Source organism: Marivita sp. S6314, assembly GCF_023015985.1.
GTDB lineage: Bacteria > Pseudomonadota > Alphaproteobacteria > Rhodobacterales > Rhodobacteraceae > Marivita.
Genome location: NZ_JALKAO010000004.1, coordinates 1 through 17,033, shown reverse-complemented (window position 1 = coordinate 17,033; position 17,033 = coordinate 1). Strand labels below are relative to the sequence as shown.

The 17,033-nt window shown below is 61.2% G+C and carries 13 protein-coding genes; 8 read left to right on the top strand and 5 right to left on the bottom strand.

The window, feature by feature from the left end:
- The first annotated feature begins 41 nt into the window (after positions 1-41).
- The 6 genes from MWU54_RS12310 (at position 42) to MWU54_RS12285 (ending at position 5,825) form a co-directional block, all read left to right on the top strand.
- Entirely contained in the window at positions 42-842 is an 801-nt protein-coding gene (locus MWU54_RS12310) for a GntR family transcriptional regulator (RefSeq protein ID WP_247084968.1), read from the top strand.
- Entirely contained in the window at positions 842-2,248 is a 1,407-nt protein-coding gene (leuC, locus tag MWU54_RS12305) for a 3-isopropylmalate dehydratase large subunit (protein WP_247084085.1), read from the top strand. Before MWU54_RS12310 ends, leuC begins: the two co-directional genes overlap by 1 nt.
- Complete coding sequence (leuD, locus tag MWU54_RS12300) at positions 2,248-2,874, top strand: 3-isopropylmalate dehydratase small subunit (protein WP_247084083.1); 627 nt, start codon at positions 2,248-2,250, stop codon at positions 2,872-2,874. The genes leuC and leuD overlap by 1 nt, the downstream gene beginning before the upstream one ends.
- A 70-nt stretch (positions 2,875-2,944) precedes the next feature.
- On the top strand, positions 2,945-3,958 hold the full coding sequence (gene dctP, locus MWU54_RS12295) for a TRAP transporter substrate-binding protein DctP (protein ID WP_247084081.1): 1,014 nt from the start codon (positions 2,945-2,947) through the stop codon (positions 3,956-3,958).
- Positions 3,959-4,017: 59 nt separating this feature from the next.
- The gene (locus MWU54_RS12290; protein WP_247084079.1) at positions 4,018-4,518 is read left to right on the top strand and encodes a TRAP transporter small permease; all 501 of its coding nucleotides are present in this window, start codon (positions 4,018-4,020) and stop codon (positions 4,516-4,518) included.
- The gene (locus tag MWU54_RS12285; protein WP_247084077.1) at positions 4,518-5,825 is read left to right on the top strand and encodes a TRAP transporter large permease; all 1,308 of its coding nucleotides are present in this window, start codon (positions 4,518-4,520) and stop codon (positions 5,823-5,825) included. Before MWU54_RS12290 ends, MWU54_RS12285 begins: the two co-directional genes overlap by 1 nt.
- A gap of 137 nt (positions 5,826-5,962) precedes the next feature.
- Here MWU54_RS12285 and arsJ read toward each other — a convergent pair whose 3' ends face one another.
- Positions 5,963-7,222: an organoarsenical effux MFS transporter ArsJ gene (arsJ, locus tag MWU54_RS12280; RefSeq protein WP_348647648.1), complete on the bottom strand. Its 1,260-nt coding sequence runs from the start codon at positions 7,220-7,222 to the stop codon at positions 5,963-5,965.
- A complete protein-coding gene (locus MWU54_RS12275) occupies positions 7,219-8,217 on the bottom strand; it encodes an ArsJ-associated glyceraldehyde-3-phosphate dehydrogenase (RefSeq protein ID WP_247084075.1) in 999 nt (332 codons plus the stop codon). Before MWU54_RS12275 ends, arsJ begins: the two co-directional genes overlap by 4 nt.
- A 265-nt stretch (positions 8,218-8,482) precedes the next feature.
- On the opposite strand from MWU54_RS12275, the gene aroA reads away from it, so the two are divergent.
- On the top strand, positions 8,483-9,739 hold the full coding sequence (gene aroA / locus MWU54_RS12270; RefSeq protein WP_247084073.1) for a 3-phosphoshikimate 1-carboxyvinyltransferase: 1,257 nt from the start codon (positions 8,483-8,485) through the stop codon (positions 9,737-9,739).
- 6 nt (positions 9,740-9,745) lie between these two features.
- On the opposite strand, the gene MWU54_RS12265 is transcribed toward aroA, so the two are convergent.
- Together MWU54_RS12265 and MWU54_RS12260 are read right to left on the bottom strand one after the other, a co-directional pair.
- Positions 9,746-12,136 (bottom strand): DUF2309 domain-containing protein, encoded by a 2,391-nt coding sequence (locus MWU54_RS12265; protein WP_247084964.1) that lies wholly within the window; start codon positions 12,134-12,136, stop codon positions 9,746-9,748.
- 31 nt (positions 12,137-12,167) lie between these two features.
- Positions 12,168-13,673, bottom strand: a complete 1,506-nt coding sequence (locus MWU54_RS12260; RefSeq protein WP_247084962.1) for a proton-conducting transporter membrane subunit — start codon at positions 13,671-13,673, stop codon at positions 12,168-12,170.
- A gap of 165 nt (positions 13,674-13,838) precedes the next feature.
- Here MWU54_RS12260 and MWU54_RS12255 point away from each other — a divergent pair, with 165 nt between their 5' ends.
- Positions 13,839-14,726, top strand: a complete 888-nt coding sequence (locus MWU54_RS12255; protein ID WP_247084071.1) for a LysR family transcriptional regulator — start codon at positions 13,839-13,841, stop codon at positions 14,724-14,726.
- Here MWU54_RS12255 and ade read toward each other — a convergent pair.
- Complete coding sequence (gene ade, locus MWU54_RS12250; protein ID WP_247084069.1) at positions 14,723-16,426, bottom strand: adenine deaminase; 1,704 nt, start codon at positions 16,424-16,426, stop codon at positions 14,723-14,725. The two genes, MWU54_RS12255 and ade, sit on opposite strands and share 4 nt — an antisense overlap.
- Between the last annotated feature and the right edge of the window lie 607 nt (positions 16,427-17,033).

The following is a 17,033-nucleotide window of genomic DNA, read 5'->3' as shown; positions in this document are numbered from 1 at the left end:
AACGCATTTACCCTCCGACTCAGAAATATGGAGGAATCGCGGTGCGGGCGGAGGCTGTTCAGATACTGCCGGACGGGGTCAAGGCGCGGCATGTTTACCTGTCGCTGCGTGATCAGATCACCGGCGGCGACCTGCGCGACGGTGAAAGCCTGCCAGGCGAACAGAAGCTTGCCGAAACCTTCGGGGTCAGCCGCGTCACCGTGCGCCGCGCACTGGATGCACTGGCCCAAGGCGGGATGATCGAACGGCGCGCAGGCAGCGGCACCAAGGTCCGCGCACGGGTCGCCAGCGGTCAACGCGCGGCAATGGATTTCAACACCTTGATGCCGCAGCTTGTTGAGATGGGCCAGCAGACCACAGCGCGGCTGTTGTCGTTTTCCTATGACACGGCGCCCGATTTCGTGGCCACCGCCATGGGTTTCGACAGCAAGAGCAAGGTCCAGATCGCCACGCGGGTGCGTTTGGCGGACGACATCCCCTTCTCTCACCTGACGACCTATGTTCCGGCGCAAATTGCCCAGAATTATTCCGAAAACGATCTCGCGACCAAACCGCTTTTCACACTGCTTGAGCGCAGCGGCGTCCAGATCAAGGAGGCGCATCAATCGGTGAGTGCCACGCTCGCTGGGCCCGATGTGGCGGAAGCGCTGAACGTGGCGGTCGGGTCCGCCTTACTGTCGCTGCGCCGTGTCGTGCGCGATGTTGACGGTAACGGGGTTGAATATCTGTCGGGGCTGTACCGTCCTGATATGTTCCGGCTGGAAATGCCGCTGACGCGTGTCGGCCAGGGCGCGGCGCGTCATTGGGAGCCTGCGATTGGCCAGAGCGAGGGAGAGGGGTAATGGCGACGCCGCAAACCCTTCTCGACAAACTTTGGGCCGCCCATGAGGTGCTGCAGCGCGATGATGGTGTGTCCCTGCTATGGGTCGACCGACATCTGGTGCACGAAGGGTCACACCACGCGTTTGCCAAGATCGCGGAGCGTGGCCTGTCCGTGGCCGAACCATCGCTCACCTTTGCGGTTGTTGATCACTATGCGCCCACAAGGGATCGCTCAAAAATCGCCGATCCGCAGATTGCCCGCATGATCGAAACGTTGCGCAGCAATAGCGCCGCGCATGGGCTGCGGCTCTATGATCTGGACGATCCACACCAGGGCATCGTGCATGTTGTCGGCCCCGAAGAAGGCCTGACGCTGCCCGGTCTTCTCATCAACTGCGGCGACAGTCACACCTCGACGCATGGTGCCTTTGGAGCACTGGCTTTCGGCATCGGCGCGACGGAAGTGGCGCATGTGCTTGCCACGCAAACCGTCTGGCAGCGCAAACCGAAATCAATGCGCATCACGGTGAACGGCACGCTTGGCGCAGGGGTGACGGCGAAAGATATTGCCCTTGGCTGGATCGCCAAACTGGGCACCGGCGGTGCACAGGGTCATGCGGTGGAATATGCGGGCAGCGCCATCACGGGCCTTTCAATGGAAGGTCGTATGACACTGTGCAACCTGTCGATAGAAGGCGGCGCACGGTTTGGAATGGTGGCACCGGACGACACAACCTTTGCCTATCTGGAAGGGCGTCGCTTTGCGCCCAAAGGACAAAACTGGCAGACCGCTTGCGCCGATTGGACGTCGCTTGCAAGCGACGCAGGCGCGGTTTTTGACCGCGAAGTGACCTTCGACGCGTCCGAGATTTCCCCGACGGTGACATGGGGCACAAGCCCGGAACAGGCGCTGCCGATCAGCGCACCGATCCCTGACCCTTCCGAGGTCCCACCCGAAAAGGCCGAGGCCGCCCGCGCGGCGCTGGAATACATGGGATTGAAGGCTGGCGACATGCTCGACGGCACGCCAGTTGATCAGGTTTTCATCGGCTCCTGTACGAACGGCCGGATCGAAGATATGCGCGCGGCGGCAACGGTTCTGCGCGGCCGCAAAGCCAAGGTGCCGGGGCTGATTTCTCCCGGCTCTGCACAGGTCAAAGCGCAAGCCGAGGCCGAGGGACTCGACCGTGTTTTCATCGACGCAGGCCTTGAATGGGTCGCGTCAGGATGCTCCATGTGCGTGGGGATGAATGGCGATCTGGTGCGCGATGGCAAACGGTGCGCGTCGTCCACCAACCGCAATTTCAAAGGCCGTCAGGGGCGCGGCGCACGCACCCATTTGATGAGCCCAGCCATGGTTGCCGCCGCCGCCGTGACCGGCACGCTCACCGATGTGCGTCCGCTGCTCGAAGGACGCGCTGCGTGATGCCCGGCTGGCGCGTACATCAAGGCACAGCGCTCGGGTTGCCGGTTGCAAACATCGATACCGATCAACTGATCCCTGCGCGCTTCATGTCCGTGCCGCGCGCCGACGGGTATGGGCCGTACCTGCTGCATGACATGCGCCGCGACGCGTCCGGCGCGCTGCGCGACGATTTCCCACTCAATGCACATCCCGAGGCCAGCGTGCTTTTGGTCGGCCGCAATTTCGGCAGCGGATCATCGCGCGAGGCGGCCGTCTATGCGCTGGTGGATGCTGGCATCCGTGCGGTCATCTCTCCCAGCTTCGGCGACATCTTTGCTGCAAACGCGGTCAACAATGGGCTTCTACCGGCCAAGGTCGATGACACCGCGAACGCCGCATTGGAAGCGGCGTTCGCGACAGGTCCACAGGACGCCAGAATAGACATCGACGCCCGCTGCGTCACGATTGGTGCCGTGCAGGTTCGTTTCGATCTCGACGACAGTTGGGCAACCAAACTGATCAACGGGTGGGACGATATCGACCTGACCCAAAATCACAGCGCGGCCATCGCCGCGTTCAAGCAACAACGCAGTCAAACCGCATCCTGGGCCTGGCCTGACGGAGACGGATTGAAAACGGCCGTTTGACCCGGCGACCACGGCTCAAAGTGGGCCAGACAAACGAGGCAGAGACCTCAAAACAGTGGAGGACGACACGATGAAAATGAAACTTATGGCAAGCCTGCTTGCAGGGGCCACGCTGGTGGCGGGAACGCTCAAGGCCGAAGAGACGATCTCGGCGGTGCATGCATTCCCCGAAACGCTGATCTACACGAAAAGCTTCCTAAGCTTTGTCGACAAGGTCAACGAGGCCGGCAAAGGTGTGGTTCAGATTGATGTACGGGGCGGCCCCGAGGCCATTGGTATGTTCCAGCAGCCCGATGCGGTGCGCGATGGGATTGTGGACATGGTCTACACACCCGGCTCGTTCTATGGCGGCGCTCTGCCCGAAAAGGACGCCATGGTTGCATCCAACCTCACCGCCGTTGAGACCCGCGAAAACGGCGGTATCGCCCTGATCGACCAGATTCACCAAGAGAAAATGGGCCTGAAATACCTCGGCTGGTTCGACAGCGGCGTGTGCTACAATCTTTGGACCCGCAACGAACCGACATTTGATGCCGACGGCAACCTTGAGGTTGAAGGTCTCAAGCTGCGCGGCAACAACGTCTACAACGCATTCTTCACCAACTACCTGGGCGCGCAGGTGATCGACCTGCCCACTGGCGAGGTCTATTCCGCGCTGCAACGCGGTGTGGTGGATGCAACAGGCTGGACGCAGATTGGCCTGATCGACCTGAAGTGGAACGAGTTCCTGAACTACCGGATCGAGCCGTGCTTTTTCTCGACCGACCTTGGCGTGATCGTCAACAACGACAAGTGGAACTCGCTCTCGGACGAGGCAAAGAAGATCGTTCAGGACGTGGCCATCCAGCATGAGAAAGACAGCGTTGCGGCACTGCGTACCAAGCGTGACGAAGACTTCGCAGCGCTGGATGCGGCTGGCATGAAGGTTGTCTCGCTCGAAGGTGAGGCCAAGGCAAATTACCTTGCCGCCGCCCGTGAAAAGACTTGGGAGCGGATGAAAGAGGTCATGTCCGGCCAGCCCGGTGGCACCGACAACTATGACCGCCTGATCGAACTCTTCTACGATCTGGACGCCGCCAACTAATCCCGCATCCGGGCCTGCTACCTTACGGGCAGGCCCGCCTTTTTCCGGAGCCATCAGCGATGATCAACACGGTCTACAAGGCCTTGCTATATGGCATGGCAGGCATATCAGGCCTCACGCTTGTGTGGATCATGGTGTCGGTCATCACGTCCGTGGTGATGCGAAATCTGGGGCTTCAGCCCTTTGCATGGCTCTTTACGTCGGCTGAATACGGTCTGCTGTACATGACAATGCTCGGTGCGCCCTGGCTGGTGCGCGAAAAGGGTCATGTGCACATCGAACTGCTCACCGCTGCCCTGCCCGAGCAACCGCGCCGCCTTCTCAGCCGCTCCGTCGCTACGGCCTGCGTGCTGGTCTGTGCGATCCTCGCGTGGAAGGGCGTCGAGCTTGTCATGATCAACCTGCAGCGGGGCGATTTCGACACCCGCGCCTATTATTATCCGCGCTGGCTCCTGACCATCGCCTTTCCGCTCTCGTTCGGAATGATGGCGATTGAATTCTCGCGCTTCATCTTTGGCGAAGACCTGATGCATAGCGGCGAAGCGGGGATACACGAATAATGGAATGGTTCGAAGCGCTGGCCCTGCTGATTGGCACGATCATGCTGCTCATGGCGATCGGAATGCCGATCGCCTTGGCCTTTCTGGCCGCCAATATCATCGGCGCATGGGTCTTCATGGGCGGTGAGCGCGGGGTGATGCAGCTGCTCAACAACGGTCTCGGTTCGCTCACCAAATACGCGCTGATGCCCATTCCGCTCTTCCTTTTGATGGGGGAAATCTTCTTTCACACCGGCCTTGGCGGGCGCATGTTTACCGCCATCGACAAGCTTTTGGGCCGCCTTCCAGGGCGGCTCAGCTATGTCACGGTGTTGGGCGGCACGGCCTTTTCTACGCTTTCGGGCTCATCCATGGGCTCCACTGCGCTGCTCGGCTCCTTGATGGTGCCCGAGATGAGCCGCCGGGGTTACAAGTCGCATATGAGCATCGGCCCGATCCTCGGCACGGGTGGTCTGGCAATCATCATTCCACCCTCTGCGCTCGCTGTGCTGCTGGCGACGCTCGCTCAGATCGACGTGGCGGCCCTTCTGATTGCGGGCGTGATCCCCGGCCTGATCCTTGCGGGGTTCTATATCGCCACAATCTGGATACAGACCAAGATCGACCCGACAGCCGCGCCCGCCTATGACGTGGAACCGATGTCCTTTCTGTCCAAGCTTGGCCTGCTTCTGCGTGAAGTGATCCCAATGGTCAGCGTCATGATCATCATCATCGCGCTGATGATCAAAGGGTTTGTCACACCATCCGAGGCCGCGGCCTTTGGCGCGCTTGGCGTTCTGGTCCTGGCCGCGATCTTCCGGTGTCTGAGCTGGGACGCGATGAAGAAGTCGGTGATCGGCGCGCTCAAGGTGACGTTGATGGCCTATCTCATCGTTTTCGGCTCGGCGACGTTCAGCCAACTGCTGGCCTTCTCCGGCGCGTCCCGGGGTCTGGTGAATTGGGCGACAAGCTTTGAACTTGCACCTTTGGCGATGCTGCTTGTGATGTTTGCGGTCCTGTTGCTGCTCGGCATGTTCATGGAACAGATTTCGATCATGCTCCTGACTGTCCCGATCTTTTTTCCCCTCGCGCAAACGCTTGGTTTCGATCCGATTTGGTTTGCGCTTATCATGCTCTTGTCGCTTGAGATCAGCTTCACCACCCCACCCTTCGGATTATTGCTGTTCGTGATGAAGGGGGTGGCGCCCCCAGGCACCACGATGCGCGAAATTTACACCTCGGCATTTCCGTTCATCTTTTGCTCGCTGTTCCTGGTCGCACTGCTGATCGTTTTCCCGCAACTGGCCCTTTGGTTGCCATCGCTCTGAAAGGGTGATGCGTCAGGAATGAACCACCCGCTGCCTCGGGCTTTGACGCCCGCGTGACCACACGACACCAACGGCGCGCCTTGGCCAGCGCCCGGATCGCGCCATCGCATCACACAATCAAGCGGCGGGACGTCCCGTCACGTCACCACGCTTGGCGGTGCGCGCAAGCGGCCGGCCAGCAGCGCCGACGCCGCAACCATGGCTGACGCCGTGCCCAGCACCAGTGCCAGTCCACCGATCTGGTAGCTGAGCCCGGACAGCACCGTGCCCAACAAGCGCCCGCCCGCATTTGCCATGTAGTAAAACCCGACATCCATGGTCACCCGGTCATTACGCGTAAACGCAAGGATCAAATAGGAGTGCAGCGCGGAATTGACGGCGAACAAGGCCCCGAAAACCAGCAAACCACAGACCAGCGTGATGGTCAGCCAGGGCTGCGGCCCCGGCGACAGCAGGACCGCAACGGTCAGCCCCACCGGCACCACCAGCAACCGCAGCGCCCAGATGCGGGCCTCTGCGACCAGATCTGCGGTGCTGCGTCCGGTGGCGTTCAGCAGCCGGGGAGTATTGGCCTGCACCGCGCCATAGAGAATGATCCACAGCGCCATGAATGTGCCAATCAGGAAAAAGCTGGAACGATTGCCCGCCTCGGTCCCGTCTGACAGGACGGCGTAGAAATAGATCGGGATGCCGACCACGAACCAGACATCCCGCGCGCCGAACAGGAACACGCGGGCAGCGGACAGCCAGTTGATGTTGGCGGACTTGGAAAACACCTCGGAAAACTTGGCCGTCTTTCGCCCGCTGGGCAGGCCCGGCGGCATGGCAATCACAATCGCGATCAAGATACCCGCCAAAACGGCCGCCATCCCATAGACAGCCGCCTCAAATCCAAAGGTCCCAAGCAGCGCCGCCCCGATGAAAAACCCGATCCCCTTGACCGCATTCTTGGACCCGGTCAGCAGCGCCACCCAGCGGAACAGCCCATCCCCTGTTGTCGGTGCCAGCAGTTTGACGGCGGATTTCGAGGACATCTTGGCCAGATCCTTGGCCACACCCGATGCCCCCTGCACCCCCATGACAAACGCGACAGACGCCGCAATCGTCCAATCCGGATCAAGCTGGCCCAGCGCCAGAAGTGCCGCGACCTGAAGGCCCAGCCCGGCATACAGTGTCGCCGCCAGTCCGAACCGGGCCGCGATCCACCCTGCCGACAGGTTCGTTACCATGCCCGCGACTTCGTACAGCACAAAAAGATAGGCCAACTGGACCGGTGAAAATCCCAGCGTGTGAAAGTACAAAAGCACCAGCATTCGCAGTGCGCCATCTGTCAGCATAAACGCCCAGTAAGCCGCCGTGACAGCGATGTAGGCCGAAAGACCTTCGGGTCGGCTCACAGGCTGTCCCCGACCATCAGCGCCACATCCACCAGACGGTGGGCGTATCCCATTTCGTTGTCGTACCAGACGTAGACTTTGACCTGCGTGCCGTTCACCACCATCGTGGACAGCGCATCGACGATGCCGGACCGTGTGTCGTTGGTGTAATCAGCCGACACCAACGGCCGCTCTTCATAGCCCAGGATCCCGCGCAATGCGCCGTCGGCGGCGGTTTTGAACAGCGCGTTGATCTCCTCGCGCGTGGTTTCGTGCTGCATCTCGAACACGCAATCGGTCAGCGAGGCGTTCAATAGCGGCACGCGCACGGCATGTCCGTTCAACCGTCCGGTAAGCTCCGGGTAGATCAACGTGATCGCAGTGGCACTGCCGGTGGTGGTGGGGATCAGGGAATTCAGCGCCGACCGCGCGCGGCGCAGGTCCTTGGCGGGGCGATCGACGATGGTTTGGGTGTTGGTCACGTCATGGATCGTGGTGATAGAGCCGTGTTTGATCCCGATGTTTTCGTGCAAGACCTTCACCACCGGGGCAAGACAGTTGGTTGTGCAGCTGGCTGCCGTGACGATCCGGTGCTGTGCGGCATCGTAGATGTGCTGGTTCACGCCATAGACGATGTTTGCGGTCGGTCCGTCCTTGACCGGGGCCGAGACAACGACCTTCTTGACGCCTGCGTCAAAATACGGCGCAAGCTGTGCCTCGGTTTTGAAGACGCCGGTGCAATCAATCACAACGTCAACGCCTTCCAACGGCAGGTCCGCCAGATCGTTGGTTCCGACAAAGGGCAGCGTCCGGTCGTTGATCGTGACGCTGTTTGCATCGTGATCAAAAGCGGCGTCCCAGCGACCGTGAACCGTGTCGAATTCCAACAGGTGGGCATGCATGGCGGCGTCGCCCGTGGCGTCGTTGATCCAGGCAATCTCGGCCCCGCTGTCCAGCAAGGGTTTCAACGCGAGTTTCCCGATCCGGCCAAGGCCATTCAGCGCGTATGTGGTCATGGACATCTTTCAGATTTTAACTGTCGCGGCGGGTCTATAGGGCCGATTTAACAGTTTTGTAACACCCTGTCCGTTTCCGCCTCGGTCGGCAGCCCGCGCCATGATGCGCCTGTTGCACAGCACGTAAGACCGGACCTTATCGGGCGCACCCCGTCCCATCCGCTCCCGCTTGGACACCCGGCGCACAGGCCTCAGCACGTTTTCGGATTGCGACGCGGGGCAAAACGCGTAAACCACGCCCTGTTGTTTCGCTTGGAGCCGCATCATGTCGTTGCCAATTGCCCAGATCACCCCGGTTACCATGCCGCTGACGGGGACGGTGAACCTTCCCGGGTCGAAATCCGTCACCAACCGCGCCCTGCTTGTGGCCGGTCTTGCACGCGGCACATCCCGGCTGAGCGGCATTTTGCGAAGTGACGATACCAAGTACATGATGGCCGCCCTACGCGCGATGGGTGTTGAGATCACCGAGATCGACGACACAACGGTCGAGGTGCATGGGACAGGCTCCCTGAAACCCGCGTCCGAGCCGCTGTTTCTGGGCAATGCCGGAACCGCCGTGCGGTTTCTGACAGCGGCGGTGGCGCTTGTGAACGGCGACACGGTGATCACCGGCGACGCACACATGCAGAAACGCCCCATCGCGCCGCTGCTTGAGACGCTGCGCGCAATGGGGGTCGATGCAACCTCGGAAACCGGTTGCCCGCCCGTTCTGGTCAAAGGCACCGGCAATTTCCGCAGTGGCGAGATCGAGGTCAGCGGCACCCTGTCAAGCCAGTACATTTCGGCGATCATGATGCTGGCGGCCATGGGCGACGGCGACACGCGTATTCGCATCGGCGGCGGCAAGATCGGCGCGGTGGGCTACCTGCACATCACAGCCGCCGTCATGCGCGCGTTCGGGGCCAAGGTGGTCTTCGAAAGCGAGATCGTCATCTCTGCGGGCGGGTACAGGGCGGCAGAGTACCCGGTTGAACCGGACGCCAGTGCGGCGACCTATCTTTGGGCGGCGGATGTGCTGACCAAAGGCAAGATTGACATCGGGATTGCCCCTGCCGACATGAACCAGCCCGACGCCAAGGCTTATGACATGATCGCGGCGTTTCCGAACATGCCGGCGCAGATCAACGGATCACAAATGCAGGACGCCGTGCCGACATTGGCGGTGCTGGCGGCGTTCAACGAAACCCCGGTGCGCTTCACCGGGATCGAAAACCTGCGGGTCAAGGAATGTGACCGGATCGAAGCAGTCCATGCCGGACTGACAGCCATCCGCGCCGATCTTGCCAGCATCGAAGGCGATGATTTGATCGTGCATGCTGATCCGTCGCTGGCCGGGCAATCGCACCCCTGCCTGATCGACAGCTATGCCGATCACCGCATTGCAATGTGCTTTGCACTGGCCGCGCTCAAGATTGACGGCGTCAGGATCGAAGACCCTTATTGCGTGTCAAAGACTTTCCCCAACTATTGGGACGTGTTGCGCGGGCTGGGTGTGTCGGTCGACATCACCCAGCCCTGACGCGGTTTATTCGGCCGCGATATTGGCAGGCGGCGTGTGGCCGTCCATCGATGTCCACTGCCCCTTGCCCGTATAGCGCCAGGCCAGCCCACCGGCTTCGCCGATCACGAACAGCTTGAGCCAGCCATTGTCGAACAGCTCTGCCACGCCGGGATGCCGCTTAAGGATATCGGTGATCGCCTCGCGCGGGGCTTCCACCGCCACACTGAGCCGCACCGGATCGTGCATGAATTTGTCACCGTCATGGACAGACTGCCAGGGCAGACCACCGCGCAGCACGCCGCCATTGCCTTCGATCACGCCGATCCCGCCGGTGACATTGTGCAACAGCTTGTTGCCCGCCCCGAACGCATCGGGCGCAACAGACGATCCGTAATACTGCAGGCTGATCCAGCTTGCGACCACAACAGGGGCGGTCAGGATCAGTTCCAGTACTCCAAACTCGGTATCCTCCTGCCACGTGTAATTATGCAGGAAAGACCGGCCCTCCAGGTTCCGGCCCGCCGTCCGCGCACGGGGGGCGGCGATAAAGGCCGAACACCCGGCAAGACCCCATTCGGGACGTGTCTCGGACCAGTTCTTGGCCCGCTCCATCACCGCGTCGGCAGTCTTCGCACGCGGCAAACGCGGGGCCCGTTCGGCCCGCGTGACCTTGGCCGCCTGCCGCAAGGCGGTTTTCAAGCTGGCAAGCGTGTCTTTCTGCGCATGGCCCGACGGCAGGTCCGCCTCGTAAAGCGTCACCTCATCTGTCACCGTGTCGTGCAACCCGGCAACGAAGAGCGTGTCTGCAGGCACGTCGAGCCCCTTGTCGGCCAATCCCGCGCGGACGTCCGGATCATTCAGCAACAGCGCCACCAGCCGGGCATTCACATCCCCCGCATGGCCGCCGCAGGCCCCACATTGCAGCGCACTGGCATGGGGGTTGTTCACAACGCCTGCCCCGTGTCCGGCCAGCAAAACCAGTTTGGCCAGACCCGATTTCAACGACATCGCGGACAAGATGCCAGCCGCCATGGTGATGCGGTCCTCAAGGCTCACATCGCCCGCCAGCGCCGGCGCAGGATCGGTCCCAAGGCTTGGTTTCCTCTGTGCCAGCGAATCCCGGATCAGCTTGCCCAGATAAAGCGGCCCCGTGGCCTCAACAAAGGCAAAGCTGGACACCGCCGCCAGCCGGAACCGGCCCCAGGCCCGTGTCACCCGCCGCGCTACCCGGGTCAGCGTGTCTGTCGCGTCCGGGTCTGTGGCCACCGTGTCGGCCCCTGTGTTGATCAGAACGGGCCCGCGTGTTTCGGTGACGTCGGATGCAAACCCGTTATGGGCGGCTGCAATCCCGAAGAACCCGGCAAAGCCGATGGTTTCGATATTCGTACCGGTCGCCTCCAATGCGCGCCGGAACACTTCGGACCGCACGTCGATGCAGAACGCGGCCTGAATGTCGGGCGCAACATCCGTTTCTGGCACGGTCTGGCACAGCGTTTCGTCCAGTTTCCGGGCCGATGCGTGATCCGCCGCCGCCTGAAGGGCCGCATCAATCAGATCGTCCTGCGACGGAACAATCGGCTGGGCATGGGCCTCAAGCACCTCTTTCCACCGCGCGCCGATCTGGTTTTCGTAGCGCGCCAACAAGGCCGCCTCGAACACCAGCTTGGCGGTCAGAAGGTCAGTGATGTCGTTGTTGCCCTCGCCTTTGAGATTGGCACGAAACGCCTCGCCCGAGGCAAGCTGCGCCCATCCGCCAAGCCGCATCAGCAGCGTGTGGAAATAGCTTTCCGACACCTCGGCTGTGATGCCCATGTCCTCGGCGCATTTGGTCAGCGCGCCGCGTGCTGACATCGACATGGACGCCACCCGGCTGGCAAACCCCGTCAGGCCAAAAATCTCGGGCGTCAGGTCGCGCTGCGCAAAGGACCGCCACGCCAGCCAGACGCGGGTTTTCGGCGCGGGCCAAAGTGCCTGACCGGCATCGTAATGCCCCGCGGCCCAGTGGCCGATCCGTTCCGCGACAAAGTCCGGCCAGTTGATGTCTGACACCTCTTCGGCAAGGTCTGCAATCGTTGGCAGCGTTTCGGGGGCCGCCACCTCGGCAGACATCGCCGCGATCAGCTCATCAACCGACATTGTCAGTTCCGGCACCTCGGCAAGACTCGCTTCCAGATCGCCAAGGCTCAGCTCATGCGCGTCATACTTGGCTTTGAAATGCGCCCGCTCTGCCACCGTCCGGACACCAGCCACCCGCGCCAGACGGGCGGCGGCCACCTGCAAAGGCTCTCCGGCCTGCCCGACATAAGGGTTCACCGCAACCGTGGCATCCAGTGCCCATAGTGGCGGAATGTGGGACGCGGCGGTTTTTGCGCCTGCCATGATCTCAAGCGCAGGACCCGAGAACCGTTCAACCATCGTCAACATATCGTCTACTCCTGTGCCTGAATTACCGGGAAGCCCTAGATGTCCGGGCCGCCCAGCCGCCCGTCACCCGGTCAAACACCGCATTGAGGTAAAACCCGTTTGAAAGATGCACCCGCAAGCCTTGCGCGGATGGGTGTGTCGCCCAGTTCGGGAAGGTTGCCTGTGCCAGCGCCACCGCGCCGAAGCTGATGATCGTGAGCACCATCAACGCCCATTCCAGCGGACCCGGCGCTGGCGTCGCGGGCAGCGTGCCCGCCGTCAGCCAGATCGCGATGGATTGCAACGCAAAGTAGCTCAGCGTGGTCGCCAGCGAATAGAGCGCCATACGCTGCGTCAGCACGCCGGGGGCCTTGTCGGCCAGACCCTGCGCCAGCAGGTAAGCCACGCCCATCACCAAAACTGCCCCAAGGGCAATCGCCTGCGCGGATTTTCCATCAAGACCCAGCAACAGACCGATGGCAAAGTAGATCGCAAGCGCAATGGCAAACGCCTTGAGCACCGCCTTGCCGTTCGGGATCGCCACCGGACCGGGACGCCGGATCGACGCCACCTGCGCAACCGCCCCACCAGAGGCAAGGAATGCGTGCGCCTTGTAAAGCGAATGCGCCACGATGTGCAGCAGGGCCAGCGGGAACAGTGCCAGACCGCATTGCAGGATCATAAAGCCCATCTGCGCCACGGTGGACCACGCCAGCGATGTCTTCACCGATGGCTGCGTGAGCATCACCAGCCCACCAAAGAGCGCAGACAAACCGCCAACCATCACAAGAATGGACAGCACACCGGGGGCCAGCAGAAGGACGTCTGCAAAGCGGATGAGGAGGAACCCGCCCGCATTGACAACGCCCGCATGCAACAGGGCCGACACCGGTGTCGGCGCTTCCATCACTTCGGTCAGCCAGCCATGGGTCGGGATCTGCGCGGATTTGAACAAGGCCGACACCGCCAGCAACGCCACCGCAACAACCGCCGCCGTGCCGCCGTCTCCGGCCCGCGCCGCATCAAGGATGGCGGCGATATCTGCGGTCCCGTAGGCCACTCCAAGCGCAATCGCACCTGCGATCAGTCCAATGTCAGACGCGGCTGAACACAGCGCTTTCTTGCGCGCCGCGCGCTGTGCCGCTGCCCGTTCGGGGTAGGTCAGCAACAGCCGGTTCACACAAATGCCAACCGCGCCCCAGCCCACAATCAACTGAACAAGATTGCCTGCCGTCACCAAGAGCAGAACCGCCGCAAGGGCCAAGCTCAACCATCCCAGAAACCGCGCCTGCGTGTGTTCACCATCCGTGTAGGTGACGGCATAGCGCATCACGACCCAGCCGATAAAGCTGACCAGCATCAGCATCGTGACACTGACCGCATCAATGCGGGCCGCAAAGCCCATTTCGGCAAACCCGATCATTGGGCTGGTGGCGGAACCGGTCTGGATCAGCGACACCAAGGCCAAAAGGGAAACCGCGATGGCACCCAGACCGGCAAATTCCCCAAGCCGCAATTGCGGCGCACCGCGCGGCATGTCGGAACGCATGTAAATCAGCCCCACGACGGCGAAAAACGCCGGAGCCAGCAGTGGAAGTAAGGTGATCATGGTGCGGTCTCCCCTCGTCACGTGATCTTTGAGAACGAGGTAGCTCGACCGAAAGATGAATTAAAATACATTGTATGAGAATAATCGTTCTATTAAAGTGAACGAATGTCCGATTTGAATTACCACCACCTTCGGTATTTCTGGGCTGTCGCTCATGACGGCAACCTGACCCGTACGGCTGAGCGGCTGAACCTGTCGCAATCGGCCCTGTCATCGCAAATCAAACAGTTGGAAGCCCGGATCGGCCAGGCGCTTTTCGAACGACGCGGTCGCGCGCTGCACCTGACCGAAGCGGGGCGCATTGCCCTTGATCACGCCGACACGATCTTTACTGCCGGAGAAGAATTGCTCGACACGCTGCGCGAGGCATCGCGCCCCGTGCGGGCTTTGCGGGTCGGGGCCATGTCCACGCTGTCACGTAACTTTCAGCTGTCATTCATCACCCCGGTTCTGGGCCGACCCGATGTTGAGGTGATCCTGCGATCCGGCAGCGCTGCCGAACTCTACGCGGCGCTTGATGCGCTGAACCTTGATGTCGTCCTGACCAACACCGCCCCGCCCCGCGACGCGATGACCCCCTACCTGTCCCAAAAACTGGCCGATCAGACCGTCGGCCTGTTCGGCACCGCCGACCGCGTGACGGGAACCGACACGCTGGAAGCGCTTGTCGCACGCCATCCGCTGATCCTTCCGACACGCGACACACAAATCCGCGACGCGTTTGACACGCTCTTGCGGCGCGTGAACGCAGTGCCAACGATTGCCGCCGAGGTGGATGACATGGCCATGATCCGCTTGTTGGCGCGACAGGGCACAGGTTTGGCCGTCGTGCCGCCGATCGTGGTGCAGGACGAACTGGCCCGAGGCGAACTAAAGCAAGCCGCCATGCTCGACCTGCACGAGGTGTTCTACGCCGTCACGCTGGACCGCCGCTATCCGAACCCGTTGCTCGCGGAATTGCTGGACCGGGCGCAGGGGTCAGGCACCCCCTAGGGAATAATCTCGAACTTCGTCACATCGACCATACCCCGGTCCGTGATCTTGAGCGCCGGGATGACCGGCAACGCCAGGAAGGCCAATTGCAAGAACGGCTCGTTGAGCGTGACCCCGAGGCTGCGGGCGGCGTCGCGCAGCTGAATCAACCTGTCCCGGACATGCTCAAAGGGCTCAAGGCTCATCAACCCGGCAACGGGCAAGGCCAGTTCCGCCAGCACCTGCCCGTCCCGAACGACAACAAATCCGCCTTCAAGCTTGGTCAAACGGTTCGCGGCACAGGCCATATCGGCATAGTCCACCCCGACGCAGGCGATATTATGATGGTCATGGCACACGGTTGACGCGATGGCCCCGTGTTTCAGCCCGAAACCGCGCACAAAACCGGTAGCGATGTTGCCGTTCTTGCCATGCCGTTCGATCACCGAAATCCGGATCAGGTCGCGGGCGGGATCAGGGTATTTGTCGCCGTCTTTAATTGGAATGGTTTCGCGCTGATGTTCGGTGATGATCTTGCCTTCGAGGATACCAATCACGTCCGTATCCGGCGTGTTGGCGCGCGCCCTGAAATCCTCGGGAGTCAAAACCGGCGCATGCACCGACCGGCGCGCCACCGGCGGCAGGGTTGTGCGGGCAGCAAACGCGTCTGCAGTGGCTTCCACCCCTGTGCAGAACACCCGCTGAACGTCACAGGCCTCAAGCGATGTGACCGCGACGATATCTGCCCGTTTGCCCGGCGCAATCAGGCCGCGATCTTTCAGGCCAAAGGCCTCGGCCCCTGACAACGCGGCGGCGCGATACGCGGCCAGCGGTGGCGTGCCAAGCGCGATCAGCGTGCGGATCATGTAATCCAGATGGCCCTCTTCGCCGATGTCCAGCGGATTGCGATCATCGGTACACAGGCACATGTACGGCGCGGTCCGCTCGGTGAGCAAAGCTTGCAGCGCATGAAGGTCCTTAGACACCGACCCTTCCCGGATCAACACACGCATGCCTTTTTGCAGCTTTTCGCGCGCTTCACCGGCGGTGGTTGCCTCGTGTTCGGTTGAAATACCCGCGCTGACATACGCGTTCAGATCACGCCCCAGCAGCTGCGGACAATGCCCATCGATATGCCCGTTGCGGAACAGTTCGAGTTTTTCCAAAACACCAGGGTCGCGATGAATGACGCCGGGATAGTTCATGAATTCCGCCAGACCAATGCCGGACGGATGTCCCATCAAACCGGCCAGATCCGAAGCCGACAAGTCGGCTCCGGCGGTTTCCATATGGGTCGACGGCACGCAGGACGACAATTGCACGCGGATGTCCATCAGCGTGTGCGTGCTGGCCTCCTGAAAATAGCGGATGCCCTCGGCCCCGATGACATTGGCGATTTCATGTGGATCGCAGATCGCCGTGGTCACGCCATGCGGGAGCACGCAGCGGTCAAATTCGAACGGTGTGACAAGAGAGCTTTCGATATGCAGATGCGTGTCGATAAAGCCGGGCACAAGGATCAGGCCGGTTACGTCAATGACTTCCGGCGCATCATACGATGCGCAGGTCCCGGCAATGAACCCGTCGCAGATGGCCACATCCCCGGCCAACAATTCCCCGGTGACCAGATCCAAGACCTGCCCTCCGCGCAACACCAGATCGGCAGGTGCGTCTCCGCGACCAACGGCGATACGACGCGCGAGAGAGGATGACGTGGGCATGAGGTCCGGCCTTCTTGAAATCAGTGCCGTCAGGCTAGCGCAGCGGGCATGCCACAGCCACTGCAGAATTGTTCAGCGCTAACGATGCGGGCGACTCACGACGAATCTGCGCAGCGGATGAACACGCGTTTTCATGCGGGTGCGAAAAACAGGCGCGCAAAACGGCATACAACGGCATACCGGATCAATATGTCACACCCACTACTGGGTATCTTTGCCTGCTTCGGCATGTCGCATTCACGGCATTTGCTGCTTTTTTCGGCAGATTAAAGTTCTTCGCTTTTTGAATGTGTTACGTTACGTCTTGTGAATTACTTCACATTTTTTCCAGTGCATTTGCAAATTCTTTACAGCTAACCACCTGTTTTTTATTTACTTATTTATTTGTTTTCACACGTCTCTATGATCGCACCCAAGCTGCAGTTGCACGATGCAATTGCATTCCATGGCGCCCGGGGAGGACTGGGCGATGCGAGGAGACCGAGACTATGAAAGACCAATCCACCACTGGAACAGCCAAAACCTATCCCCCCTCGTCCGATCTGGTATCGCGGGCGCATGTTGATGCGGCGCGGTACGAGGAGATGTATGCGCGGTCGGTGTCTGA

What these genes read in the sequence shown, in the direction of transcription:
- leuC (WP_247084085.1), top strand. Translation starts at nt 842, where the DNA reads ATGGCGACGCCGCAAACCCTTCTCGACAAACTTTGGGCCGCCCATGAG.
- MWU54_RS12285 (WP_247084077.1), top strand. Translation starts at nt 4,518, where the DNA reads ATGGAATGGTTCGAAGCGCTGGCCCTGCTGATTGGCACGATCATGCTG.
- MWU54_RS12275 (WP_247084075.1), bottom strand. Translation starts at nt 8,217, where the DNA reads ATGACCACATACGCGCTGAATGGCCTTGGCCGGATCGGGAAACTCGCG.
- MWU54_RS12265 (WP_247084964.1), bottom strand. Translation starts at nt 12,136, where the DNA reads ATGGTTGAACGGTTCTCGGGTCCTGCGCTTGAGATCATGGCAGGCGCA.
- MWU54_RS12260 (WP_247084962.1), bottom strand. Translation starts at nt 13,673, where the DNA reads ATGCGTTCCGACATGCCGCGCGGTGCGCCGCAATTGCGGCTTGGGGAA.
- aroA (WP_247084073.1), top strand. Translation starts at nt 8,483, where the DNA reads ATGTCGTTGCCAATTGCCCAGATCACCCCGGTTACCATGCCGCTGACG.
- dctP (WP_247084081.1), top strand. Translation starts at nt 2,945, where the DNA reads ATGAAAATGAAACTTATGGCAAGCCTGCTTGCAGGGGCCACGCTGGTG.
- ade (WP_247084069.1), bottom strand. Translation starts at nt 16,426, where the DNA reads ATGCCCACGTCATCCTCTCTCGCGCGTCGTATCGCCGTTGGTCGCGGA.
- leuD (WP_247084083.1), top strand. Translation starts at nt 2,248, where the DNA reads ATGCCCGGCTGGCGCGTACATCAAGGCACAGCGCTCGGGTTGCCGGTT.
- MWU54_RS12255 (WP_247084071.1), top strand. Translation starts at nt 13,839, where the DNA reads ATGTCCGATTTGAATTACCACCACCTTCGGTATTTCTGGGCTGTCGCT.
- MWU54_RS12290 (WP_247084079.1), top strand. Translation starts at nt 4,018, where the DNA reads ATGATCAACACGGTCTACAAGGCCTTGCTATATGGCATGGCAGGCATA.